The organism is uncultured Veillonella sp., assembly GCF_900545205.1.
Taxonomy (GTDB): Bacteria; Bacillota; Negativicutes; order Veillonellales; family Veillonellaceae; genus Veillonella.
Genome location: NZ_UQYC01000019.1, coordinates 1 through 25,910, shown reverse-complemented (window position 1 = coordinate 25,910; position 25,910 = coordinate 1). Strand labels below are relative to the sequence as shown.

Annotated in this window: 31 protein-coding genes, 1 tRNA gene and 1 pseudogene; 31 read left to right on the top strand and 2 right to left on the bottom strand. The window is 39.0% G+C overall.

Annotated features, from left to right (window positions below):
- The 9 genes and pseudogenes from QZR70_RS03275 to QZR70_RS03235 all read left to right on the top strand — a co-directional run.
- A pseudogene (locus tag QZR70_RS03275) lies at positions 1-272 on the top strand (adenylosuccinate lyase); the annotation flags it as partial.
- A gap of 211 nt (positions 273-483) precedes the next feature.
- The gene (locus QZR70_RS03270; protein ID WP_295793094.1) at positions 484-1,632 is read left to right on the top strand and encodes an MFS transporter; all 1,149 of its coding nucleotides are present in this window, start codon (positions 484-486) and stop codon (positions 1,630-1,632) included.
- A 368-nt stretch (positions 1,633-2,000) separates the two neighbouring features.
- Positions 2,001-2,273, top strand: a complete 273-nt coding sequence (locus tag QZR70_RS03265; protein WP_295793092.1) for a helix-turn-helix domain-containing protein — start codon at positions 2,001-2,003, stop codon at positions 2,271-2,273.
- 74 nt (positions 2,274-2,347) lie between these two features.
- The gene (locus QZR70_RS03260) at positions 2,348-3,631 is read left to right on the top strand and encodes an adenylosuccinate synthase (RefSeq protein WP_024063803.1); all 1,284 of its coding nucleotides are present in this window, start codon (positions 2,348-2,350) and stop codon (positions 3,629-3,631) included.
- 540 nt (positions 3,632-4,171) lie between these two features.
- Positions 4,172-4,516 (top strand): helix-turn-helix transcriptional regulator, encoded by a 345-nt coding sequence (locus tag QZR70_RS03255; RefSeq protein ID WP_009352539.1) that lies wholly within the window; start codon positions 4,172-4,174, stop codon positions 4,514-4,516.
- Positions 4,517-4,518: 2 nt separating this feature from the next.
- Positions 4,519-5,964: a DNA polymerase IV gene (dinB, locus tag QZR70_RS03250; RefSeq protein WP_295793089.1), complete on the top strand. Its 1,446-nt coding sequence runs from the start codon at positions 4,519-4,521 to the stop codon at positions 5,962-5,964.
- 109 nt (positions 5,965-6,073) lie between these two features.
- Positions 6,074-6,358: a hypothetical protein gene (locus QZR70_RS03245; protein WP_295793087.1), complete on the top strand. Its 285-nt coding sequence runs from the start codon at positions 6,074-6,076 to the stop codon at positions 6,356-6,358.
- Positions 6,359-6,476: 118 nt separating this feature from the next.
- Positions 6,477-7,745 carry a polysaccharide lyase family 1 protein gene (locus tag QZR70_RS03240; RefSeq protein WP_295793085.1) on the top strand — a complete coding sequence of 423 codons (1,269 nt, stop codon included), beginning with the start codon at positions 6,477-6,479 and terminating at the stop codon, positions 7,743-7,745.
- 295 nt (positions 7,746-8,040) lie between these two features.
- Entirely contained in the window at positions 8,041-9,504 is a 1,464-nt protein-coding gene (locus QZR70_RS03235; RefSeq protein WP_295793083.1) for a catalase, read from the top strand.
- Positions 9,505-9,629: 125 nt separating this feature from the next.
- Here the strand turns inward: QZR70_RS03235 and QZR70_RS03230 are convergent, their stop codons facing one another.
- Complete coding sequence (locus QZR70_RS03230; protein WP_295793080.1) at positions 9,630-10,511, bottom strand: hypothetical protein; 882 nt, start codon at positions 10,509-10,511, stop codon at positions 9,630-9,632.
- Between the two features lie 187 nt (positions 10,512-10,698).
- Between QZR70_RS03230 and QZR70_RS03225 the strand changes: the two genes are divergently transcribed.
- The 16 genes from QZR70_RS03225 to QZR70_RS03150 all read left to right on the top strand — a co-directional run bounded on the left by QZR70_RS03225 (position 10,699) and on the right by QZR70_RS03150 (position 22,233).
- Entirely contained in the window at positions 10,699-11,676 is a 978-nt protein-coding gene (locus QZR70_RS03225; protein WP_295793077.1) for a 5'-nucleotidase, lipoprotein e(P4) family, read from the top strand.
- 48 nt (positions 11,677-11,724) lie between these two features.
- Positions 11,725-11,801: transfer RNA gene (locus tag QZR70_RS03220), tRNA-Arg, on the top strand.
- Positions 11,802-12,029: 228 nt separating this feature from the next.
- The gene (locus QZR70_RS03215) at positions 12,030-14,174 is read left to right on the top strand and encodes a YadA-like family protein (protein WP_295793075.1); all 2,145 of its coding nucleotides are present in this window, start codon (positions 12,030-12,032) and stop codon (positions 14,172-14,174) included.
- 244 nt (positions 14,175-14,418) lie between these two features.
- Positions 14,419-15,249, top strand: a complete 831-nt coding sequence (locus QZR70_RS03210) for a DUF6630 family protein (RefSeq protein ID WP_295793073.1) — start codon at positions 14,419-14,421, stop codon at positions 15,247-15,249.
- 118 nt (positions 15,250-15,367) lie between these two features.
- The gene (locus QZR70_RS03205) at positions 15,368-16,183 is read left to right on the top strand and encodes a DUF2262 domain-containing protein (RefSeq protein ID WP_295793071.1); all 816 of its coding nucleotides are present in this window, start codon (positions 15,368-15,370) and stop codon (positions 16,181-16,183) included.
- A 20-nt stretch (positions 16,184-16,203) separates the two neighbouring features.
- Positions 16,204-16,635 (top strand): hypothetical protein, encoded by a 432-nt coding sequence (locus QZR70_RS03200; RefSeq protein WP_295793069.1) that lies wholly within the window; start codon positions 16,204-16,206, stop codon positions 16,633-16,635.
- A gap of 71 nt (positions 16,636-16,706) precedes the next feature.
- Complete coding sequence (locus QZR70_RS03195; RefSeq protein WP_295793067.1) at positions 16,707-17,207, top strand: hypothetical protein; 501 nt, start codon at positions 16,707-16,709, stop codon at positions 17,205-17,207.
- 11 nt (positions 17,208-17,218) lie between these two features.
- On the top strand, positions 17,219-18,025 hold the full coding sequence (locus QZR70_RS03190) for a hypothetical protein (RefSeq protein WP_295793065.1): 807 nt from the start codon (positions 17,219-17,221) through the stop codon (positions 18,023-18,025).
- A 52-nt stretch (positions 18,026-18,077) separates the two neighbouring features.
- Complete coding sequence (locus tag QZR70_RS03185; protein WP_295793064.1) at positions 18,078-18,674, top strand: hypothetical protein; 597 nt, start codon at positions 18,078-18,080, stop codon at positions 18,672-18,674.
- Between the two features lies 1 nt (position 18,675).
- A complete protein-coding gene (locus QZR70_RS03180) occupies positions 18,676-19,218 on the top strand; it encodes a hypothetical protein (protein ID WP_295793063.1) in 543 nt (180 codons plus the stop codon).
- A 31-nt stretch (positions 19,219-19,249) separates the two neighbouring features.
- Positions 19,250-19,756, top strand: a complete 507-nt coding sequence (locus QZR70_RS03175) for a YfbM family protein (RefSeq protein ID WP_295793062.1) — start codon at positions 19,250-19,252, stop codon at positions 19,754-19,756.
- Positions 19,757-19,834: 78 nt separating this feature from the next.
- Positions 19,835-20,599 (top strand): leucine-rich repeat domain-containing protein, encoded by a 765-nt coding sequence (locus QZR70_RS03170; RefSeq protein ID WP_295793060.1) that lies wholly within the window; start codon positions 19,835-19,837, stop codon positions 20,597-20,599.
- Between the two features lie 57 nt (positions 20,600-20,656).
- A complete protein-coding gene (locus QZR70_RS03165) occupies positions 20,657-20,950 on the top strand; it encodes a DUF2695 domain-containing protein (protein ID WP_105092853.1) in 294 nt (97 codons plus the stop codon).
- A gap of 112 nt (positions 20,951-21,062) precedes the next feature.
- Positions 21,063-21,560: an ECF transporter S component gene (locus tag QZR70_RS03160; protein ID WP_295793057.1), complete on the top strand. Its 498-nt coding sequence runs from the start codon at positions 21,063-21,065 to the stop codon at positions 21,558-21,560.
- A gap of 62 nt (positions 21,561-21,622) precedes the next feature.
- Positions 21,623-21,904 carry a type II toxin-antitoxin system Phd/YefM family antitoxin gene (locus QZR70_RS03155; RefSeq protein WP_105093715.1) on the top strand — a complete coding sequence of 94 codons (282 nt, stop codon included), beginning with the start codon at positions 21,623-21,625 and terminating at the stop codon, positions 21,902-21,904.
- A 2-nt stretch (positions 21,905-21,906) separates the two neighbouring features.
- The gene (locus tag QZR70_RS03150; protein WP_105093714.1) at positions 21,907-22,233 is read left to right on the top strand and encodes a type II toxin-antitoxin system RelE/ParE family toxin; all 327 of its coding nucleotides are present in this window, start codon (positions 21,907-21,909) and stop codon (positions 22,231-22,233) included.
- Between the two features lie 113 nt (positions 22,234-22,346).
- Here the strand turns inward: QZR70_RS03150 and QZR70_RS03145 are convergent, their stop codons facing one another.
- A complete protein-coding gene (locus tag QZR70_RS03145) occupies positions 22,347-22,727 on the bottom strand; it encodes a carboxymuconolactone decarboxylase family protein (protein WP_295793053.1) in 381 nt (126 codons plus the stop codon).
- Between the two features lie 66 nt (positions 22,728-22,793).
- On the opposite strand from QZR70_RS03145, the gene QZR70_RS03140 reads away from it, so the two are divergent.
- From QZR70_RS03140 to QZR70_RS03115, 6 genes are all read left to right on the top strand, one after another.
- Complete coding sequence (locus tag QZR70_RS03140) at positions 22,794-23,156, top strand: MerR family transcriptional regulator (protein WP_213467357.1); 363 nt, start codon at positions 22,794-22,796, stop codon at positions 23,154-23,156.
- A 128-nt stretch (positions 23,157-23,284) separates the two neighbouring features.
- Positions 23,285-23,629 (top strand): zinc ribbon domain-containing protein YjdM, encoded by a 345-nt coding sequence (locus QZR70_RS03135; protein WP_004698208.1) that lies wholly within the window; start codon positions 23,285-23,287, stop codon positions 23,627-23,629.
- Between the two features lie 102 nt (positions 23,630-23,731).
- Positions 23,732-24,127, top strand: coding sequence for a hypothetical protein (locus tag QZR70_RS03130; RefSeq protein WP_295793048.1), 396 nt, complete (start codon positions 23,732-23,734; stop codon positions 24,125-24,127).
- Positions 24,128-24,137: 10 nt separating this feature from the next.
- A complete protein-coding gene (locus tag QZR70_RS03125; protein WP_295793047.1) occupies positions 24,138-24,656 on the top strand; it encodes a phosphatidylglycerophosphatase A in 519 nt (172 codons plus the stop codon).
- Between the two features lie 91 nt (positions 24,657-24,747).
- Positions 24,748-25,287, top strand: a complete 540-nt coding sequence (locus tag QZR70_RS03120; protein WP_295793045.1) for a cysteine hydrolase family protein — start codon at positions 24,748-24,750, stop codon at positions 25,285-25,287.
- Positions 25,288-25,533: 246 nt separating this feature from the next.
- Positions 25,534-25,910: superoxide dismutase (locus QZR70_RS03115; RefSeq protein WP_295793043.1), on the top strand; the 377-nt coding region annotated here is incomplete at its 3' end.

Below are 25,910 nucleotides of genomic sequence, written 5' to 3'. Positions count from 1 at the left end.
TGCTTAAAAACCTCAACCTTACAGGTGGCCTTGTATTCAGCCAAACAATTTTGACTCACCTTGTAGATAAAGGTGCAGTACGTGATGAAGCATACCGTTGGGTTCAAAAATACGCTATGGAACGTTGGCTTGAAGGTAAAGATTTCGCTACAGGTCTTAAATCTGATGAAAACATCAAGAAATATATGACTGCTGAAGAAATCGATGCATGCTTCGATCCTCATAAATTGTTAAAACATGTTGATACAATCATGGCTCGCTTTGGCCTATAATTGTAGGGTACTTCCCATATAACATATGAAAGACTAGGGTAGGTATAGACCAACAAGCCTATGGTACAAGCAGTAGGCTGTTGGCTATATCTATCCTTTTTATTTTGAAAGCAACCTGTTATTTTCACTGTTTTACAGACAATTACGAGCTAGTTTCCTAGTAAGCATCTCTGTATCTTAGGGAAAATTAGCTATTGTATTAGGAGGTTATATGAAACGTATCATACGAAAGTACGGACCGCCTATTTTTCATTGTATTAATGACTTTGGACAAGGTTCGCTAGCGGCGCTTATACCGTTTTTTATCGCTAACTTTGGGCTTAACTACTATCAATCAGCATCTATCATTTTCTGTAACACCATCGTGGCTTCTGTAGCCCAACCTATCTTGGGCTATGTGGCGGATCGGTGGCGCGTGCCTTGGTTTATTCCAGTAGGCTTTTCCATAACATTAGTCTCCATTAGTTCCATTGCACTGGCGACGAGCTATGAGATGATACTTGCTCTATCGCTCATTGCAGGTCTTGGGGCTGCATTGTTCCATCCTGAGGCGGCACTTCTTGTAAATCGTATGCAATCCAATGAGCTTGGTAATGCTATGGGGCGCTTTGCAGTGGGCGGCAGTGCTGGTTTTGCATTGGGGCCGCTCCTTGCTGGTGGTGTGTACGTTTTTGGCGGTCAATTCCTTTGGTTGTTCACGGCCATTGCCTTAATTGGTGTGTTATTGTATGTGTATGCCTTTACTGGCTCTACAGATACCGATGCTATTGGTGAAAGTAAAAGCTCTGCTAAATCTACTAATAGTGGCACTAACGATTGGGTTAGCTTTGGCAAATTATTCTTTGTCATTGCTTCTCGATCTATACTATTCTCTGTATTATCCATCTTTATTCCTATTTTGTATATTACAGTTATCAACGGAGAAGCCAGTGCATCGAGTTTAGCTTTAACCATGTACTTTGCAATGGGCGCTGTTCTTACCTATATGGGCGGGGCGTTGTCAGATAAATTAGGCTTCCTTAAAACAGTTCGCTTAGGCAATCTTATCTTCTTGCCATCTGTTTTAGTCTTTATCTTTGTGCCTAATATATGGGGCTTTTTCGGCGCCATGATCCCAATGGCCTTTGGTGTATTCTCACAATACGGTCCAATTACGGTACTAGGTCAAAAATACCTTGCTAAAAATGCAGGCTTTGCATCAGGTATTACACTAGGCCTTGGTATTACCTTAGGTGGCCTTGTAGCGCCATATGTGGGTCATATAGCCGATATCTATGACGTACAAACCGCATTGATGACACTGATCCCTGTAGGGGCTGTAGGACTACTCATGAGCTTTTGGTTGAAAGAACCAAAATAATATCGATGCAATGAATCATATTAAAGATGTAATGGCATGTAAGTCGATAAATAGTGTGAAAAACTAAAATAGAATATTTTGACTAGTTAAAATGTCAATACCTGGGAGGTGACCATTGGTCACCTCCCATTTGTTTACTTTAAGGGGCTAGATACTTATATTGGATGTAGTAAGAGTTTAAATTTCTATATCTCAATATCTTTACTGAATATATGTTTTAACATATAATTTAAGTAAAGATTTCTTCTTTGTGGGAAAATGAATTGTTTTAACAAATGGTTTTGTAAAGAAATCCATGAAAACACCTAAGAGTGCTATTGAATTAGCTATAAAATATAAAAACGATTATATCGAGAGGTATACATAATATGGAAACGTTAGATCAATATTTAGAGAAACAATTGAAAAATCCTAAGTTTAAAAAAGAGTGGGATACATTAGATGATGAGTACCAAATTATTCAGAATATAGTTGAGGCGCGATTAGCAGCTCATATGACACAAATGCAGTTATCTGAATTAACAGGTATTACACAGTCAGATATTAGTAAGATTGAAAATGGTAATGGTAATCCGTCTTTAAAAACATTACAGAAAATTGCTCACGCCTTTGGGAAGAAACTAAAGATTGAATTTGTATAAATACTTTCACAGAGTCCGAACATTGTTGTATAATGTTAGTGAATTATTTAGACTTTCACATGGAGGATATAGATATGGCAACAAGTATGGTTATCGGCACTCAATGGGGTGACGAGGGTAAAGGTAAAATCGTTGACTGGATCGCGGAACGTGCAGACGTTGTAGTGCGCAGTCAAGGTGGTAATAATGCAGGTCATACTGTTGTAGTAGATGACAAAGCATTTGCTCTTCGCCTTTTACCAAGTGGCATTTTGTACGATAACAAACAAAATATCGTGGGTACTGGTGTTGTAATCGACCCTAAAGTATTGTTACAAGAAATCGAAGGCCTTGAAAAACAAGGTAAATCTGCAAAATCCCTTCATATTTCCGACCGTGCGCATGTTATCATGCCATATCATATCGCTTTAGATAATGCAGAGGAAGCATCTAAAGGTGATGCTAAAATCGGTACTACTAAAAATGGTATCGGTCCTTGCTACGCTGATAAAATTAACCGTATCGGCATCCGTATCTGTGACTTGTATGACCTTGAAACATTCAAACAAAAATTAGCATACAATGTAGAATTCAAAAACAAAATGCTTACTAAAGTGTATGATGCTGAACCTGTTAACTATGATGAAATCTTAGCAGATTACATCAAATATGCTGAAGCATTGAAACCATATGTAACAGATACTAACATCGCTGTTTTGAAAGCAGTTAAAGAGGACAAAAAGGTATTGTTCGAAGGCGCTCAAGCTACTATGCTTGACCTTGACCATGGTACATATCCATTCGTAACATCCTCTCATCCAATCGCTGGTGGTGCTTCCACAGGCGCGGGTATTGGTCCAAACTACTTGAAAAATATCTTCGGCGTTGTAAAAGCGTACGCAACACGCGTTGGTGCCGGTCCATTCCCTACAGAACTTCTTGATGAAACTGGCGACAACCTTCGTGAGCTTGGACATGAGTTCGGTACTGTAACTGGTCGTCCTCGTCGTTGTGGTTGGTTAGACCTTATGGTTGTAAAATATGCTGCTGGTCTTAACAGCTTAGATTACTTAGCAATTACACGTTTGGATATCCTTGATTCCTTCAAAGAATTGAAAATCTGCGTAGGTTACAAATTGAATGGTAAAGATGTAGAAGGCTTCCCAGCTAACTTGAAAGATCTTGAAGCATGCGAAGCTGTTTACGAAACATTGCCAGGTTGGGAAACAGATATCTCTGGTATCCGCAAATACGAAGATCTTCCTGAAAATGCTCGCAAATATGTAGAACGCATTGCAGAAGTAACAGGTGTACCTTTGGGTATCGTATCCGTTGGCCCTAACCGCAACCAAACAATCGATTTAGTAAACGTATTCTAAGCTATACCAATTTGATATAATAGGATTGCTCTAGGGTAGGCTGGAATTTATCATTATAAATTCTATGGTTTTTCTACTATGCAATCGATTTATAGAATTATACAGATAAGGCCCCTCTATGAGGGGCCTTTTGTATTGAAAGTCATTAGAACACAAAATCGGTATAGTTTATATCTAATCCTTTCGGTTGCTAATGTAGTGCGGTATATCGAAGTATGCTGTATGGTTATCAGAAAATGTGTATATCGAAAATTCTATAGAAAATAATTGCACAAAACCATTATATATACATTTTTATGTATAACTAAATAAATCTATGAGATGAAAATTTATTTAAAATATTCATAGTGAATAGTCTATAGTGTGCTGAAATTAGTTTATAATGTGGTAAAATTTACTCATATATAATTATTTGGTATTCATAATAAATTATTAAGATACAAATATAAAGAAAAAAATAGATTTACATTAAGAAATAGTATATAATAGTATCAATAAGTAGATTGACATTTTTTGATACGGATTTGAGGAGTTAAAGATATGGTTGAAGTTTCTTATGAACGTTTAGCGACGATTTTTAAGGCATTAAGCGATGAAACAAGATTACACATCATCGACATGTTGTCTTGCAATGAATTATGTGCAGCTGATATTTTAGCTAGCTTCAATTTATCCCAATCTACGTTGAGCTACCATATGAAAATCTTAATTGATGCAGGTGTAGTTAACTCTCAACGTAATGGCTTATGGACACGTTACTCCATTAACGAAGCTACATTTGGCGACATTCTAGAAATCATCCCTCAATTATATAAATCTAAGGATGAGTGCATTTGTGCGCAAATTAAATACTGCCGTATTTCTGAGCACGAAAAAGAAGCGTAACAATGAGACGATGGATTATGCATGTTGATATGGATGCATTCTTCGCGTCCATCGAACAACTGGATCATCCAGACTATAAAGGCCACCCCGTTATCGTGGGTGGTCTTTCTTCACGTGGTGTTGTTGCTACCTGCTCCTATGAGGCTCGTAAATTCGGTGTTCACTCCGCCATGCCTATCTCAAGGGCTAAGAAATTATGTCCTGATGGTATTTATGTATATCCGCGCATGGACCGCTACAAAGAGGTATCGCATCAGATTTTTTCTATTATGAAAGAATTCACTCCCTACATTGAGCCATTGTCTATCGATGAAGCCTTTCTTGAGGTGAGCGGTATGTCTACCATGTATAGTGGGCCTAAAGCGTTAGGTCGTGCCATTAAGGATCGTGTGTATGAGAAGACCGGGCTCATCATCTCGGCGGGATTAGCACCTAATAAATTTTTAGCTAAACTAGCCTCTGATTTAGACAAACCAGATGGTCTTGTAGTGATTCCTTATGGTCGTGAGAAAGAAATCCTAGCACCGTTGCCGATAAAACGTATTTGGGGTGTTGGTCCTCATACGGAAAAACGGTTGAAAGCAGGAGGCTTTCACTTAATGCGTCACATTCAAGCTTTGCCAGATGAACGTAGTCTCATTCCCATTGTAGGAAATCAGGCGCGACGCATATGGGAACTGGCAAATGGTATTGATGAACGGCCTGTGGAAACAGATCGTAAAATACAATCCATCGGAGCCGAAGAAACCTACGAAGAGGACCTCGTCGATGGCAGTGCCATTGAACTTGAGTTTAGATACTTCGCTAATCGTTTGTCAAAGCGGTTACGGAAACGCAATTTGTTAGGGCATACCGTGTCGATTAAGGTGCGTTATGATGATTTTACCACCGTATCACGGCAGAAACGATTAGATACACCATCAGATCATGAGCATGTATTCTTTGAAACCGCGCTACTCTTGTGGAACAAACTCATGCAAGATAAGACGAGTAAGAAGCCTAAAGGAAAAACAAAAGAGGTTGAATCCTTAGGCGCTACAACTAAGGTGCAGGCTAAGGCCTTTACGTATTCTTCTGAGGAAACTCGGTGGATAGATCCTCCAGGTCCTATACGCTTGTTAGGCCTTACCGTAAGTGGTCTCGATGAAGAGGTACCGATGCAGGATAGCCTCTTTGAGTCGCCCCGAAATGAAAACGAAAATAAGCTGGCTGGTGTGTTAGACTCCTTAGAATCTAAGTTCGGTGAGACTGCAGTTATGAGCGGCGCTCTATGGCAGCGCTTTCACGGAGAAAATGGGGCGCGTAGAAAGAGATCAGAACTTAAGGCCGCAGTAGATGCACAATCTACTAAAAAGGATGTGGATTCTAATAAAGCGAATGAGACATCTGATAACATGAAAGTAGGTCTTGAAGACGATGAGGTAGGGGATACTAACGAGGATATATAATTCTTTACAATAGAGTTATAAAGTTTATATTGAATACTTTCGCTAATATAAATGTTCATGTTACAATATGGTTATAGTGTTTAAAAATTACCGCAAGAGAGGTATAGATATGAGTTTATTTCGTGTAGCCATCCATTATGGCATCAACAGCAACGGCTTCTTGTCCTATGATACAGAAGCAAAAACAGTATCCGTAGAGTTACCTGAACAAGAATGGGCAGATAAGGTTATCGCTTACTTAAATGAAGACCACGCTATCGAACATGCTACAGGTCTTGATACCTATGAACGGTTAACTGTAAAACCTTTAGAGTCTTTAGACAATTTCAAATTAGCATTAACACGCATGTGGGAAGCCATCGACGTACAAGTCGACTGGAGTCGCCCAGCGTAAATAAAATGATACCCCTTTATAGGCCTAATGGTACTATGAAGGGGTTCTCTTATTGTTGCCATGAGGCGGATGAGGACATAGCATACTATGGTGTAGTAGAAATTAAGGAACTAGATGTATGAAAAAGATAATGATATCCCTTGGGCTATTCATTACATTAATTGCTGTTGTAATGATAACCTCTTTTCGTGGCTCGGCTGAGAGCCCTACCTTTATGCGTGAAGCATTACCTAAACAGGACGGATTTGCTTCTGTAGGCAATGGGACTACTGGTGGTGCTAATGCTACAGAACAGAATGTGTTTAAAGTAACAAATAAAAAAGAATTTGTATCAGCTCTTAAGAATAGGAAAAATACTACACCTAAGATTGTATTAGTCTATGGAACTATAGATTTTGATACCGATGATAATGGTAAACCATTGACTATGAAAGACTACATGGTCGATGGCTATGACTTTCAACAATATTTAGAAACTCATAAGCCGCAAAGCACAGCGCCTAAGAGTTTAAAAGATGAGCAAGAAGCAAAGCGTAAGGCATCACAAAAGAATCAAAGTCAGTCTATTACTGTTCATGTACCGTCTAATACAAGCATCATTGGCATGGACAATGCGAAATTAAAGGGTGTAGATTTGGTTCTAGATTCGGATAATATAATCATACGAAATATACGCTTTGAATCGCCTTATGATTATTTTCCTGCTTGGGATCCTAAGGATGGACCAGAGGGCAATTGGAATTCTCAGTATGACAGTCTTTCCATAAAAGGTGGTACGCATATTTGGATTGATCATTGCTCGTTCCAAGATGGCCCTGAAACGGTAGAAACATACTTTGGTCGTAAATACGAACATAGGGATGGATTACTTGATATTACCAATCAAGCGGACTATATAACCATATCCTATTCAACATTTGAAAATCACAATAAAACCATGTTGATAGGCAACAGTGATTCAAACTTAGCAGATGAAGGAAAATTACATGTAACCTTGCATCATAATTATTTCCATAATGTAGTGCAACGCATGCCTAGAGTACGGTATGGACAGGTGCATATGTATAACAATTACTTTGCGTCAGATACTACTAATGGTGAATATGCATATGCTTACTCCCTAGGAGTTGGGAAAAACTCCCAAATCTATGCTGAAAACAATGTGGCGGATATAGCAGGTAAAGACTATACATCATTTGTGAAAGTCTTTGGAGGAAAACAACTTACTACAGTTAATAATATGTTTAACGGACAAATCATTGATACATTTAACGATACGTTAACACCTGTAGATTGGAAACCTGAACTGTTTACTAAAATAGATCCTGTAAATGAAGTAAAAGAAAATGTATTACGTAATGCGGGGGCAAATAAAATTAATAGATGATATATTCTAGTTATATGTATAGATAGCGTATGTAAGTGTTTACGCCTAATAATGATGCAAATAGCCTATAGGATTGATTTCCTATAGGCTTTTCTCATGTACTGTTTCTATATGAGAGCATGTATACAAGATTTTGTGTTGTACAATCTCCATTTATATGTTACTATTTAATTGTAATAATAAATAATGATTATTAATTGATAATATTTATTGTTTTTATGTAATAATATGTTTCATACAATTTTTAAGGTCGTATATTATTACTTATTTTTTATTCTAAGTAGGAGTTTGTAACATGAGTGATGAAAAGAAATTAACGACAGCCTTTGGTGCTCCTGTACCGGATAATCGCAACTCTGCAACAGCAGGTAAACGTGGTCCTGTGTTGATGCAAGATGTATGGTTTATGGAAAAACTAGGCCATTTTGCGCGTGAAGTAATTCCTGAACGTCGTATGCATGCTAAAGGTTCTGGCGCATTTGGTACTTTTACAGTAACTAATGATATTACAAAATATACGAAAGCAAAAATTTTCTCTGAAGTAGGTAAACAAACACCGTTATTCGTACGTTTCTCCACAGTTGCTGGCGAACGTGGTGCCGCTGATGCAGAGCGCGATATTCGTGGATTTGCTGTAAAATTCTATACAGAAGAAGGTAACTGGGACCTCGTAGGTAACAACACACCTGTATTCTTTATCCGCGATCCATTGCAATTCCCTGATTTGAACCGCGCTGTAAAACGTAATCCACAAACAAACCTTCGCGATGCGACAGCAAACTGGGACTTCTGGACTAGCTTGCCAGAAGCAATTCACCAAGTAACAATCGTTATGAGTGACCGTGGTATTCCTAAATCCTACCGCACAATGCATGGTTTCGGTAGCCATACATATAGTCTAATTAATGAAAACGATGAACGCGTATGGGTTAAATTCCACTGGGTTTGCCAACAACCAATTGAAAACCTCTCCAATGCTGAGGCTGCTGAAATTGTGGCTAATGACCGTGAAAGCCATCAACGTGATCTCTTCGATGCTATTGAACGCGGTGATTTCCCTAAATGGAAATTATGCATCCAAGTGATGACCGAAGAACAAGCTAACAACATGCCATACAATCCATTCGACTTAACAAAAGTATGGTACCATGATGAATTCCCATTGATCGAAGTAGGCGTAATGGAGCTTAACCGCAACCCTGAAAACTACTTCCAAGATGTAGAACAAGCTGCATTTGCACCATCTACTATCATTCCTGGCGTATCCTTCTCCCCTGATAGAATGCTTCAAGGTCGTTTGTTCTCCTATGCGGATGCACAACGCTATCGTTTAGGTGCAAACTACCATCAAATCCCTGTTAATGCCCCAAAATGCCCTGTAAACAGCTACCATCGTGATGGTCAAGGCCGTGTAGATGGTAACCATGGTTCCACAATTGGCTATGCACCAAATAGCTTTGGCGAATGGGCTGAACAACCACAATTCAAAAACCCTGGTCTAGACGTATCTGGTGCAGCATACCAATACGACTTCTACGAAGACGATTCCGATTTCTATACACAACCAGGTAAATTGTTCCGTCTAATGAGCCCAGAAAAACAACAAATCTTGTTTGAAAATACAGCTGCCGCTATGGATGGCGTACCTGATTTCATTAAAGAACGCCATGCAAAACATTGCTACCAATGTGATCCAGCTTATGGTGAAGGCGTAGCTAAAGCCTTGGGCATGAACATCGATTTCAGCGATGTAAAATAAACTAATAAATCTCTAAAACTTATAAATCCCTTACAAAACTCTCTTAAACTAAGACGAAGCCCCTCCTTGCTATGTAGTTCATAGTAAGGTGGGGCTTTTGTCGTGGTGAGTGTATTTAAATATTGTTAATCAAATTTTTTATTGGTTAGGTCCTGATACATAAGCTTAGCGATTTCATACTGTGGATCGCCGGCTTGTAGTTGGTGTGATGGTAGTTTAAATACAGCTTCAGCTCTTTCCTCTTTCTTGATATCGATACCCTTTACATCTTCGGACCGACTTATGGAAATGGTATGTGTTGTTGGATTTATGAAGTACGCATTTACATCGATGCTGAAAGCTTTGTTTTCGTCTTTTCTCATGATTACACGTAGAATCATAGCTGAAATAGCAGTGGTACCATCTTTTTCACCTAATAGCTGCTTAGATGTATAGTCCACATAATCTGCATAGACATAAATATCGCCAGGTTTAGCCTTGTCATAATCTTGTGTATAGGCCTCTACTAAACGCAAATCGAGTTGTCTACCAAATGGTCTAGAGAACATCTCGCTTTGTAATACGCGTGTTTCGCTTACAGGTGGATAGGATGGTATTGGTGTTAAACCTTTTAGCATATCTGTGCGTGTTTCGTCTTTTCTTTTAGCCTGACGTTCTGCAGTGACCTTGTCTAAGCGTTTACGCTCTTTTAACATGGCCTTTTCTTGTTCTTCTTTAGTTTTGTAAGTTTTTACGGATACAACACGGTTACCAGACATAGTCACTGTTGAATAGATGGGCTTATCTTTGGTCGGCTTTCCTTTAGACGCATCAAGCGTAGATTGCACTATGGCTGGAGTTGCGCTTTCAATAGATCTTTTTAGCTCTGGAATATTAGAATAATCCATGTCAACCACTGCAGTGTCTGTGCTTTCACTTGGCTGTACAGGTGTAGCCCCGTACGCAGATGATATAGCCAATACAGCTAATAGTGAACTGGTAATAATTGATCGTTTACATACTTTCATTACATATACCTCTTTTTTATAAGAACTCTCTAATACTATCAACAGCTGTATTATAGCATAGTTCTTGTGTAGATAGATTTAAAATACACAGATAGACTATAAATCTATAGAGGACTTTCGTATAACTATGTAGAATTACATTGTGTATTGTATGTATACAGAGAGCACATGTTGATAGGAGGCAATTATGAAACGTAGTAATTTAGCATGGTATGTAGCGGTGGCTTGCCTTGGCGGTAGCCTTTGCGTAGGTTCTGTAGCACAGGCCGACTCTCCGACGACGGTGAAAGCAAATCCTGTAGTTCCTACAGCGATGGTAGCGCAGGTTCAATCAACCCCATCGATTAATAGTACAGCGGCTACGAATACGGTAGCTGCTAATAGTGAGGCCACAAAAGCTGCAGTACCGCTAGATGAGCAGGTAGCATTGAAGCAAAAACAGCAGTACCAAGCTGAAACAGAAACAATGGGGCTCTTATGGATGCGCACCTCTGCAGAGTACAGAGCACTAGCGTATCAAGGGTACAATGTGGCGCTAAATCTTGTTAAGATGGCTGTTACTGATCCATCTCATCAAAGAAAACCTCTTGCTATCGTTCTTGATGCGGACGAAACAGTAGTGGATAATACTAAACTGATGGGTGAAAGCGTTGCTAATGGCAATGGTCGCTTCGATGCTCCTTGGTGGCGTCAAGCTGTGCATCAAGGTAAATCGCAAGCCATGCCTGGTGCTGTTGAGTTTCTAAATGAAGTACATAAACAAGGTGTAGAAATTTTCTACGTTTCAAACCGATATGCACCTGTTAACTATGATGTAACAGTACAAAACTTCAAAGAACTAGGATTCCCATCCGTCGATAAAGAACATGTACTACTATTCGAAAAAGACTCAGACAAACAACCTCGTTTTGATTCAATCACTAAGAAATACAACGTCATTTTGTATATGGGGGATAATGCAGGGGACTTCCCAATTGGTACAAAAGGTAAGACCTTAGCTGAAAGAAATGCTATCATCGATGAACATAAAGAAGACTTTGGTACTACCTTTGTTGTATTCCCAAATCCTGCCTACGGATCCTGGGTTAGTGCATTAGCAAAAGGCTACCAAAACCTTAGCCCAGAAGAACAAAAACAAGTGAATAACCAATACCTACAACAATAAGGACGCCTTGCGTATACTTTATTAAAAACGATATAATAAAGTATACATGCGTCTATAGCTCAGTAGGATAGAGCAGCAGTTTCCTAAACTGCGTGTCACTGGTTCGATTCCGGTTAGGCGCACCAGTATAGAAAAGAAGGCATACGGCTTATAAAAGCCGTATGCCTTCTTTTTTGCATTTTCTTGCATTTCTTATGAGCTAGAATTATAATATTAGAGTAATATTCATACTTTATTCATGTTAAATCATGAATGGTGCATAGAGAGGTGCTATACGATTCAGGTTTCATTAGGTAACTTTGAATCTTTTTTTGAGTATATTGTTTGTGTTGTCTTAAAAAGGGGTAGAACACATGAAAAAAGAATTGCTTTTAACGGCTATGATTACCGCCAGTATTACTACAACAGCGTTTGCAGCATCTAATTTAGATATTAGTGCTACAACTGCTGCGCCACTAAGCATGCAAAATTCTATTGCCTATGGTGGGGATAATAAAGTTGAGCAGGGTATGTTCTCCCCTGTAAAAAATATATTGCTTGGTGGCGACAAGAATACCGTTCGACCTTCCGCTAATGATACTATCACCTCTGGTACTAATAATACTGTATCTGGCCCAGGGAGTATCGTAGCAGGTTGGTATAATACAAACTCTGCTACTCACAGCTTGGTAGTAGGTACTAGCAATACTATTGGTGGTACTAATAACATCGCAGGTGGCTTTAACCATGCTAATAATGACAATGCAATTAACTCTTTATTAATTGGTAACCGTAATAGCATTGATGGTCAGAATTCGGTGGCTTTGGGCATGAATAACACCATTAAAGGCAATAATGCTTTGGTAGGTGGTACTGGTGCCAAGGTTCAAGGTAACAATGCTATTGCCTTTGGTGACAGCGCTAAAGCAACATATAACGATGCGTATGCCATTGGTCGTAAAGCGGAAGCAACTGCTCAAAATACTGTTGCTATCGGTAACAATGCAAAAGCCAATAATGATATGGGTACAGCGATTGGCTATAATGCAAAAGCAAAAAATGATTATGCTACAGCGGTAGGTTATAGCTCCACAGGTTCTGGTAATCAATCTTCTGCGTTTGGTTTTAATGCAGAGGCAACGGCTATGAATACAACTGCAGTTGGTTCCTATGCAAATGCTAGCGGTGCGTACTCTACAGCGTTAGGCTTTAAAACTGTGGCTTCTAATGAGGACTCTGTAGCATTAGGTAACTATTCTACTAGTGCTGGTAAAAGTGCCTTTGCTGCTGGTACATTAGCGAATGCAGCAGAAAAAGATTCTTTAGCAATTGGTCATAGTGCAAGTACAACTAAGGAAAATGGTATCGCTATCGGTACAAATGCATCTGTAACTGGTGTGGATTCTATTGCTATCGGCAAAGCCGCAAATATTGCTAAAGCGGGTAGCATTGTAATTGGTAGAAATACGACAGCAGATGAGTTAGCAGTATCCATCGGTACTGACTCTGTAGCAACTGGTTGGGGTGGTACTGCAGTAGGTACTATTTCCAAAGCAACTGGTGCTCAATCCACTGCTATCGGTGATAATGCGCAAGCATCTGATACATACTCTACAGCACTTGGTGTATCTTCTGTAGCTTCTGGCAGAGCGGCTAATGCGATTGGCCTTTCTAAAGCGACAGGCTTTGCATCCAATGCTATTGGCTTTGTAGCGGAGGCTTCTGGTAAAAGCGCTACTGCAATCGGAAATGCAGCTAAAGCTCTTAATGAAAACTCCATCGCTATCGGTACGAATGCGAAGGCTGCCACAGATAATAGCATTGCACTAGGTGCTAAGTCTGTTACTGCTACAGCTGTATCTACTAACTCTGGTGTTATCGGCGGCAGAACCTATAACTTTGCTGGTGGAAATGCGGTTGGTACATTGAGCATTGGTGATAGTGGTGCAGAACGTACGATTACAAATGTAGCGGCAGGCCGTGTATCTGCGACATCTACTGATGCAGTCAATGGCTCCCAATTACATGCCATTAAAGACGTGGTAGATAATCATGAAAACCGTATCACTACTATAGAAGGCGATATTAATACATTAAATAATCGTATTATTAATGGCGGTGCTAATAGCTTAAATGAAGCTAAATCCTACACTGATCAACAAGTATCTAGCGTAGCAGCGGCTTCTGCAGCACTCGCTGGCTTGCATCCATTAGATTTCGATAAACATGACAAATGGTCCTACTCTGTTGGCTTTGGTAACTATAAAAATGCTAATGCAGCGGCGTTAGGTGCGTTCTATCGTCCTAATAAAAACACCATGTTTAATGCTGCTACTACCGTTGGTAACGGCCGTAATTCTATTAGCTTAGGTGCTAATTTCAAATTTGGTAAAAGCTCTGAAGAGGTAACTACTGAAGACGCTGCACAACTCAAAAAAGATATGAAAGACCTATCTGAAAAATATAATGAGTTAGAACGAAAATATGCTGAATTAGCAGCTAAATTAGAATCCAAATAAAACGCTAAATTAGAACCTAAATATGAAATCAAATAAGAATCTAAATAGTATAATCAATACCTCTACAAGATGCATCTTGTAGGGGTATTTTTTTATCCTATGCTTTCATTATAAGTATTCCTTAATAATGATATAATTAAGATATATATTCAGTTACATATTCAGTTACATATTTAGTTACATATTTAGTTACATAGTCAGTTAAACATTATATGTAAACAGCAGTATATGGGGGAGAGTGCATATGAGCTTTTACAATTGGATTCAAGAAAAACTATTTGATAATTTCGAAGAATGGCGCTTGAAGAGCCCTGGTTCTAATGGAAACGGTTTTAATATAGTCGGAATAGATAATACCTTAAAGGCTATGCATGATGGATTTTATATGTACATGGAGTTATACCCACCTCATGCCATCGATGGATGTACAGCCATGAAAGCACGTGTAGGTAAAACGCAGGATGTAGTAGATTTATTCTTAGATATAGATGGCAAGACCTATCGTATGGCTGATGTAAGTTATCCTGACGCAGTGAAGATGATGCGGGCTTTTATGAAAAAACGCAGAGTACCTGACTATAGTTTGTGTGTAGAAGCAGTGTATCTAGATATTGATCAGATGCGATCTACATTTACAGAATTAGCAACGTTGTTGCTAGGCGATGCAAAACAAGCTAAATCGTTTATGACCAAGGTAAAGTTGAGCTCCCTGGAAGAATTGGAAGATAGCTGGTGGAACCTCTATGAGGAACTACTCTCTAAAGGATATGCCGTAGAGTTAGACTGTAAATGTGAACTAGAGGATTTTATTTATTATGTACAGAAGTTAATACGTAATAAGTCTTTAGATACTAGAGAAAATCTAACTATTGATACAGCAACATTAGATGAAGATCAAGTTATTATGGACTGGTGTGCTAGTCTTAATTCTACGTGGGAAAACTATACGTTAGCAGGCATGGACACAGGAACCGATAGCTTTGTACTTATGGTGCTTTCAAATGAGGAATTCAAAATAGCCAAAGAACTAGCGAAAGAACTATTACATAGAATTGATGTAGCTGAACACTTGTGATGCAACAGAACATTTTAATGTTATAGAAGTAATTATACTATGGCATCATCTGTAAAAGGATGTAGTTCTAACTGTAAATAGTTTGTACCGTAAAATGTGATGAATAGGAGAGAGTCATATGAGTATTGTACGTTTACCAGAATATGAAGCAGAGTTTGAATCGGAAGAGTTTGAAATCTATGCATTGCCACGCAGCGATGCGAATGGGGCTAGTCCTTATTTAGATAAGTATCATAGACCACTGGTGGACACCGATGCTATCCTAGATACTCGAACTGGTATGCTTGACCGTAGCGAAGGCATTTTGACGTGGATTATTGAGGGCCTTGACGATAGATGGGGTTATTCTTTTGAGCCCCATGGAGTCTATAAATTGTTGGTTAAGAAAGCAAAGCCTTTAGAGGACTTGGGTTATATGCGTCCTTCTTGGAATAATCGCTATTATGTGCTTGAGGTGTTAGAGGAGCATGCTAAACATAGTGAGTTAGAGGCGTTGTCGGCGTATTTGAAAACTCCTAAATACCTTCATACTGACCGGGGTGATTTCCTGTTAAATCGAGAGTATCAATATTACACAGCGAGAATTGATGATTATGCATTCACCCTTGATGTGGATGAGGGGTCTGATGAAAGCTGCACAGTAGCATTGGCTGCTTTTAATACAATCGATAATTTCAAAGCATTTGAACAACGAATTAGTACCTATATTAGTGAAAAATTGCTAGACCTTGCTAATGATTGGCTCGATAATGACGACCAAGATCCGATTACATCAGACGTATTTGCCAAGCGTATTACGATGGGAGAATTAGCGTTTCGCAACGATGGCACCATAGAGGTATATTATGACGACGATGATATCTTCTGGGGGCACTGTATCATAGCTCATATTGATGCGGATGGGAACCCTGTTGATGCGGATATTGCAGGATGATTAACTAATGGAGCGTCCTGATGAGAAAATCGGAATTAATGACTTTATGGAATGTTGAAAGCTGGTCTGAAGAACCGTATGGCGTTTACTTTGTATCTCGCAGATTGGGAACTAATCGTATAGAGAATGAAGGACAAGTCTTTCAAAAACTTAATATTAGTTGCACTAATTATACTGAGGCTGAGGTGCTTTCACTACCAATGTGGAAACAATTATATGTTCAATTAGATAAATTAGATCAACTAGCACAGGAACTCATACAACAGGAAATACCGCAAGAAGAGTCTATTGTACTAACCTTAACCGATATTATGCTAGATAAGTCAGGTTGTTACGATGCATTTGCACTAGGCTATGATGTGGGAGAATCCCCGGCAGGGCATTTGTATATATTAGTTAGTTTTGATGAAGACTTTACTGTTCAACAAGATGTGATTTACGAAACCTTATAGAGTTGTATTAAAGTGGGGATACTGGTGTTGTAGACTACCTAAAAATATAAGTGATATATAGGAGAGAGACCATGGAAGATATGTATAAATTAGTCAAAGACTTCTTCAGTCATGATATGGATTTAGATGATTTATTTAATTCTGAGGCTATCATCTGGATTGACTGGCGCGAGGATGACGAGGATGTGGTGAACTATTTTAATGATATGATGGATGAGCCTATCGATATTCAAACCGTTAGTAATGGCAAGTCCTATGGTGACGATATTGTGTTACAAAAGGGCGATAAAGAACTGCAAATTCCTTATAGTGAGGAGAAAGATCGGGATGTAACCATCAAATACTTTAACGACTTCGTTCAGCCTGATTATGAGGTGCGCTGGTTTGTTGAAAGCCTTGGAAACGATACACTTGGGTTTACCGTGCTTTCAGGGGCAGAATGGGCCAATTTAGAAGATGAATTTGGTGCAGATACAGTTCGTTACTATTTTGAACCTATTAATCTTGAAAGTAATATGTTTAATCTTGATATGGACGAAGTATTTGCACTACTGGCATTACGAGAGTCCTAGAGGAGATTCATATGGCAATTGACGGTGTGAAAATCATAGATAGTGATGACGGTCATGATATTTATAATGCCATTGTTGAGCGATACAAGGATGGCGTTAGTATTGATACAATCATTTCTGAAATCTTAAGTGAGGAACAAAATTTTTGTACTGATGAGTTTTACACAGAAATTTATTGGACTGCGGTGGCCTATTCGTTATGGAAGATAGGACATCTATCAGCTGATATTAAACAGAAAGCCTTAGACATAATCGCTCATGGCCCTCATGAGTTTTGGCTAGAAATTGATGGTAATGCTCTTAAACAGCGTCAAAAGGTATTGGATAAGTTAGCCGAACAGCTACAGAGCGAAAATACGAAGCCGCTTAAGGTTCGTAAATCTAAAACAAAAAGAGTACCTTATTTTAAGGTGGGCGACGTATTAGCTGTTAAATTTGAAAACGAGTATGGTGCTATATTTATCTCTGACGTGGATCAATCACCACGGAAAATCGAATATCATTTAGCCTGTACGCGGCTTTTACAAGAAGAAAAGCCAACAATGGAGCAATTTTTAAATAGTAAAATTGCCTGCCGGAAAGACAATACAAATTTCGGTATCGATACAGATTGTTGGTTCAATCATAAAGACTTAGGCTTGTTACTGGATAATTTGGAAATTATCGGGACAGTTGAACTATATCCGTGTAAACTATGGAAATTAGCCCCAGCGGGAACGCTAGAGGATATCTATGAGGAGATTACAGATAATCCGCGGATTGGAAAACTACGTCTCATAGATACCTATGAACTGGTGAAAGATGTTATTGAGAAATAATCATTGGCCGAAGGCGTTACTACATGGGCGTATATATAAAGGTATAACTATAATGGATACTATGACGAAACAATATATAGAAACTGTAAAAGTCAGTGATATACCGTGGCACCGGTTAACCACAACCTACGGCCGTGCTACAGACTTTCCTACAGAGCTTGATGTGTTGTGGAATATGGAAAGCATAGAAGTTGTTGATGCGGCTGGTGAGGCATTAGCACAGAATATTGAGCACCAATCGACGTTGTGGCATGCTACACCATTTGCCATGATTTTCTTGCTTCGTATTTTTAAGAAAGCTCAGGAAGAGAGAGCTCGTAATGAAGTAGCTCAGTATTTAGCAGAACAATTGGTTGAGTTGTTTACTGTGATTGCTGAGTGCGTTCGAGATGGTCTTATGCTAGAGCATGCAGATCCATTGCTGAACTTCGAGGATATGCTCAACGAAGAATACCTTTGGTCTGAAGAATATGATGAAGATGAAGACGTTCTTAGATATGAGGAAGAGGATGTATTCCCTGATGATTTATTCTTTAGCTTTTATTATTACTCCTTGCAAGTGCTTTTGTTAGCGATTCCGCTATTAGATACATCTGATGAAGGAGAGGCTAAATTGCTAGGAATAATTTCTGCTAATAGGAGCGTGTAAGATGGATTATTTAGATATATTGCGAAATGATGCTAAGTTAGCTGAAGATTTTGATACGCTATTCGATTTTCGCTTGCTAGATGCGCTAGAGGAACGAGATACAGCTGAAGGTTGCTGCACATTCTCTGTGCCGGGTATGGCATTCGCTGTAGATGGCGCTGGCGGTGAATATCATCTATTGGAGGACGGCTCCATAGGGTATTGGAGTAGCGAGGGTGCCGCCGGTCGTTTAGCTGAAAGTATGGACGATTTATTTCATTTAATCGTTTTTAGTATTTGTTGGCATGATTACTGTGACTCAAGTAAGTATTCTGATGCGGCAGTACTTGAAGAATATGGTCAGAATAAGCAGTTACACATTATTTCTTATTCGCCAATGGAACTTTGGGAACCCCTTGTAAAAGCTTTACATATGCCAATAGACATGAAACTTTCACCTGCTTTACAGAAATTCTATGATGCGGCGCATCGTGAACCGGTATATACCTGCTATTTCCATGAAGATGATGGAAGCATTACAGAATCGGAAAATTTATTTTTCTAATGGTTAGAAGAATTTATGAAAGGATTTAATTATGGGACTAATTGCAAATTATAGCTGTTTAAGCGATGCGAATTTAAAAGAGCTCAAAGCTATGGGCTCAGAAGAAGAGGAAATTCTTGAAAGCGTTGAAGAGTGGAATGACGATGATGAATTATTGCTCGATATCGACAAGATGTGGGATGTACTTCACTTTGTGCTAACTGGCGTAAGCACTGACCATAAGGATGATAATAATCCTCTTAGTCAAGCTGTGCTTGGCATAACAGCTGTAGAAGAACTATCGGATTATTTGGCGTATACTGAACATGATAAGTTAGCAGATATCGTGGCAGCTCTAGAGCAGTTTGATATGGAACAAGCTCTTGAATCCTTTGATATGGCAGCTTGCAAAGAGGCAGAGTTATATCCAAATATTTGGGATTACGATGAGGAAGAGGAAGAAATCAAAGACGAACTTCTTCATGATTTCGAGCAAATGAAACGATTCTATAAACAAGTGCTAGACGCTAATGGGAATGTACTTGTATCAATTTGTTAAGGTCGTTAAAATTTGTTGGCTATGGATCTAGTTGTAGCCAAACCAATTATGCGACTGGCGAAGATGAGGAATTGTAACATGGCAGTGTTAACAGAAAAGCAAGTTAAATATGGATTTGACTACTATCATAAGGATGACGCACGGCCTAAATCTGTGGTAGAGGTCTCTGAATATGATGGTGAAGATAAGTTAATAATCAACTGCACACAGCTAGATGAAAACTATTCTGCTAAAGATAAGAAGCGAATTTGGATGGAGTGGTGTGATTTCCTAGTAAATAATCCAGATACTTTTACAGAGCTCATGTTTTGTACAAGAATGTCACAGGACTTATTTGATGCGGTGTGTGCCCAACAGAAACTCAAAAAATTACATATAAAATGGGGCGTCTATCCAGATATTTCAAAATTAGAGAACTTACAAGAACTAGAATATTTACACATTGGGTCCGGTAGAAGTGTATCGAGTTTAGAGCCTATATCAAAATTAGAAAATTTAGTGGCTCTGTCGATTGAGAACTTTCAAAAAATTGATGATTATACGCCATTAGTGCATCTGAAGCGCCTTGAAAGTCTTGATCTAGAAGGTGATTTCGCAGCTCCTAAAATTCTTAAGGTTCAATCCTTGGGATTTCTACGTCATATGAAACAGCTGCGATTCTTTAGCTTCTTGACAGCTAAAGTGATGGATACAGACTATTCTCCAATTTTAGAACTCCATAATCTAGAACATCTTACATTAAGATCTTGTAAAGAGGTTAAACAGCTGTATCCTCAGTTAGTTAAGTTGCCAAAACTAAAATATGGTACAGTATTAGAACGACCAGAATTATATGAGAAATAGGGCTTGAGATATAAGTCATGAGCTATAACTTATAAGATATAAAAGGGAATAATCATAATGGATAAAGCGCGTAAAAAGGAATTGTTAAAGGCTTATGCTAATGAGCAAAAGCAATCTTTTAAAGATAGTTTGCCTATGGATGAAGAGTTGTTTTGGAATCTCTTTGATTATGTAGACGAAAAATTAGAGGCAAATGACGGTTGCGATCATAGTTTGACTTTCACCAGAGAATTCTTGGAAAAACAAAAGGTAGATGTGGAAAGCGTACTAGACTGGATCGTCAACGAAGGTGGCGGCTGTGATTGCGAGGTTCTCTACAATGTAGAGGAGCGATTTGAGGAGTACGCTTAACTGTATTTTAAATAGTTAATTCCCTTTATTTGCAGGTGTTATCGTAAAGGTATATAGTAAAGGCATGTGATGTAATTATTCACATGCCTATTTTCTTTATAAGGAGGACGCTATGCAACACGTTCAAACCCGCAGTACTACGTCCGCGTTAGTACTCACAGCCGTATTGATTGCCCTCGCAACACTGTTTACCATGTACACAAAAATTCCAGTACCTGGCATTCGCGGCTATTTCAATGTAGGAGATGTCGTTATTATGACGTCAGCTCTATTATTAGGTCGAAAATATGGCGCCTATATTGGTGCTATCGGCCCGGCGCTAGCTGATTTGTTTCTCGGCTACGTAGTCTTTGTACCAATCACCTTTGTGGTGAAAGGCATTGAAGGCTATCTTGTCGGTACTGTCTATAACAATAAGACAACTACCTCTGCCTTGGTGGCAACCATTGTAGGTGGCATTATCATCGTAGCAGGCTACTTCATCGCTGAATACTTTGTATTCGATCCAGGCGTAGCCATTGCTAGTATTGTGACCAATACCATTCAAGCCGTTATGAGCGTTATTGTTAGTATGATTCTCTATGCTATCTTGCGTAAACGATTAGGATAGGATTAGTGATTCACAATTCATATACAAATTATGATATAATTTGTATATGAGGAGGTGCTTTTATGGGGTTATTACGTGAAAGTATCCGACCATCGTCGGATTTAAGAAATAAATATAATGAAATCTCTACAGTTTTGAAAACAGGGGACGAAGCTTGTATTATGACGGTAAATGGTCGTGGTGATACGGTATGTATGGGATATGAAACCTATAATAAATTGAAAGCACAGATCGAATTATTAGAGGCTATTGCATTGGCTGAGGAAGACGAACGAAAAGGTAGAATGGGTCCTATTGAGGATACTTTTATCAGCATAGAAGCGTTGTTAGCTGAGGCCGAATAGTTATGGAAGACACTGCTTATCGTATCATTATTATGGCACAGGCCGATCAGGCATTGCATCATATTGTTCTGCATGTAAAGCAATCTTTTTCCAATGAAATTGCCAAGTCTGTTTATCAAGATATTAAGGATAGAATCCTTTTATTAGCGGATAATCCTTATATGGGCACGATTCCAAGACATACTGTTTTACGTAATAAAAACTATCGAATGTTGATTATTAATAAAAATATTATTTTATATCGTGTCTTTGATGATGAAAAAGAAGTGCGTATATATAATATATTTAGTCAACGGCAAGATTATTTACAACTTCTGCAAGGATTGTAGATGTTTAGTTGATTTGGTATAGATGAATAAAGGGAGACTCCGTTGTGAGTCTCCCTTTTGTAGTTATTTATATACTGATATGAATTATTAGATTTTTTATTGCAGCTCATTCTTTAATTCTGGATATTCCGTTCTTCAAAGACCGCTTTCACTGTAAACAGTGCGTTCAGCACGCGTGGAAATCCCGCATAGGGGATGCAGTGGGTACAGACCTCTACGATTTGCTCGGGCGCAATACCGACATTAAGCGCTGCATTGGTATGTACTTTCAGCTGAGCCTCGCAACCGCCCAGCGTCAACAGGGATGCGAGCGTAATCAGTTCCCGTTCCTTGAAATTAAGGTTTGGACGCGTGTAGATGTCGCCGAACAGCTCGACCAATAAATCGGCTATGGCCGGTGAAATCTCTTGAATTATGTTATATACCTCCTCGCCGTGTAGCCCGTCAATCTGTTTCAATGTGTTCATGCCGATGTTAAAACGTGTTTCTTTCATAATTATTACCTCCGTCTAGACGTATGATATATGCTCGAGTATACTTGAGGTCAAGGTGGTGAAAGTATGAAAATCGGTGAATTTTCAAAATTGGTAGGGCTGTCTATTTCTACATTGCGATATTATGAGGATCAAGGGTTCCTTCACATCGAGCGACAGAACGGCATTCGCAATTATCATGCGGAGGACGTAGGCTTTGTGCAGTTTATTAAACGCTTGAAAGACATGGGAATGCCACTTGCGAATATCAAGCGATATGCGGACTTACGGTATGCCGGATCTCATACGGTCCATGAAAGAATGACACTGTTACAGGAACACTATCGATTTATTGAGGCCGAAATCAAACGATTGGAAGGCTATAAGAATAATTTAGAAGATAAGTTAGAGTTGTATGAAACTTTAATAAAGAGAAATGAGATTGATTAGGTTTTTTATTGTAGATATTATATAGCCTTTGTATCAATATGAAGCCAATGGTCATCATATCAATATAGAGCTCGGCTTCTAAGGTATGGTATAATACTTTCATTATGTAGTGAGAAAAGGAGATCTAAATGGCAAATTTACCTAACTGCCCTAAGTGCGGCGATGAGTACACATACGAAGACGGTCATATGTTTATCTGCCCTATGTGCGGCAATGAATGGACAGCGGCTGATGCACAAGCTGCAGCTGAAGCAGGTATTATTCGCGATGCTAACGGCAACGAGCTAGCTGATGGCGATACAGTTGTTGTTGTAAAAGACCTCAAAGTAAAAGGCGCTGGCGTATTGAAACAAGGTACGCGCGTTAAAAACATTCGCCTCATCACTGATGCGAGCGATGGCCACGATATCGATTGCAAAATCGATGGTTTTGGTGCTATGGCATTGAAATCTGAAATGGTTAAGAAAATCTAATTATGAATAAATCCCTACTGATTATGCATCGGTAGGGATTTTTTCGTGGTATAATCAACGTATACTGCGTGCAGCGTGAGAGTATTTAGTCGAGAGGAAACTATGTTAAAACGTGTTGTGTTACTAGCCTTATTGGCGTCTATGATGGGAACTGTTAGTTCTTTGGCGGCTGATTTAAAGCCTACAGATAAGCGTACTTATGAATTACAGCAACAAATCTCTTATAATGTCATCATTCCTAGTGAGGCTTTCAAAACGAGTGCTGACGGTACCTTGATTGTTCCAGTGGAGATTAAGACCGATGATAAGGGTAATATTGTGGCTGTTGAAGCAGGGCCTAATAATTGGAAATTAGATCGAGAGGCTTACCCCATCTTTGAAGAGGCTGCCAAAGAGGCGGCTTGGAATACAAAGCATGTCGATACAGAGGAAGAGTTGGTGATAACCATTCCAGTTAGTATTGTTATGCTATCCGGTGATAAGCCTAAGAAAAAATAAAGGAGCACTTATGGAATCTACAAAAGATTTAGAGAAATACACTTACGACCTACTGGCGGAGCGTGGCGTTACGGTAGAGGATATTGCAGAGCTCGTTTTATACGTTCAAAAACCGTATATGCCGAATTTAAAGATTGAAGAGTGTCGTGAGCATGTGGCATCTGTGCTTTCAAAACGAGAGGTACACAATGCGATAATTACGGGCATTGAGCTCGACAAGTTAACGGAACAGAATAAATTGTCTCAGCCTTTGCAACGCATCTTGGCTAATGATGAAAGCCTCTATGGTATCGATGAGATTCTAGCCTTTTCCATCGTTAATCTGTATGGCTCTATAGGCTTTACGAACTATGGCTATTTAGATAAGGTAAAGCCAGGTATTATTAAGAAGCTAGATAGTGAAGAGGGCGGTCACTGTAATACATTCCTCGATGATCTTGTAGGTGCCGTGGCGGCCGCTGCAGCAGGAAAGCTAGCTCATAATGAGCCACACCGCGTACGTCATGCGTTAGCTGAGGAAAAAGAATAAATTTCTAGTATTGATGTCATTGAGTATAAAGAGTATAACTAGTATAGTGAATAAATAATTTATTACTGGTAGGTTATATACAGGAGGAACTATGCAAAAGGTTCTAGTTGTTATTGATATGCAAAAAGACTTCGTAGATGGTGCCCTTGGCTCAGCACAGGCGCAGATGATTGTAGATAATGTGCGCCAAAAAATTGAGAACTTTGACGGGCCTATTATCTTTACGCGCGATACGCATGATACTAATTATCTTGAAAGCCAAGAGGGCAAGTTCTTGCCTGTTACACATTGCGTGAAGAATACAGAGGGCTGGCATATTGTGAAAGGTTTAATCGAAGCTGCAGAAGGGCGTCCTGTCATGAGCCCTGTATCCTTTATCGATAAGCCAAACTTTGGATCCTTTGAATTATTATCCCGTTTGGAAGGCATGAACTCGGTAAATCCTATTGAGTCTATTACGCTCGTTGGTTTATGTACTGATATTTGCGTTGTTTCTAATGCGATTATACTGAAAGCTGGCTTACCAGAAATTCCTGTTTACGTAGATTCTAGCTGCTGTGCAGGTGTGACAGAAGAATCTCACCAAGCAGCATTAACAACAATGAAAATGTGCCAATGTATTGTTGAGTAGATATCGTGTTCTAGCTATATTAGAGTGCTTTATATTGGTAAACGAACTCAAAGGCTATAGGAAATCCTATAGCCTTTTTCTATGGGAAAATACATTGACGATTTTCTATATACAATGTACAATAAATAAATAATGATAATTTATATCAATTAAATAAAATATAGATGCAGGTGCATCGAAACGCTTTCACAAGAATGATAGATACATTTCAACATCGTTCGTGCCCTATATTTAAGGAGGACTATTATGAAACCTTTCGAACTCGCACCATTACCATATGCTTATGATTATCTTGAGCCTGTTATCGACGTAGAAACAATGAAATTGCACCATGACAAGCACCATCAAGCGTATGTTAATAATTTGAACGCTGCTATCGCAAAATATCCTGATCTTGCTTATGGCTGTGTAGATTGTATTCTCGGTGATATTGCTAATGTGCCAGAGGATATCCGTCAAGCAGTTATCAACAACTGTGGCGGTCATAAGAACCACACTATGTTCTGGGACATCATGACAAAACCAGACACTTCTAAATTGGAAGGCCCTTTGAAAGAGGCTATCGACGCTGATCTTGGTGGTTATGATGATTTTGTTGAAAGCTTCTCCGCTGCAGCAGCAAC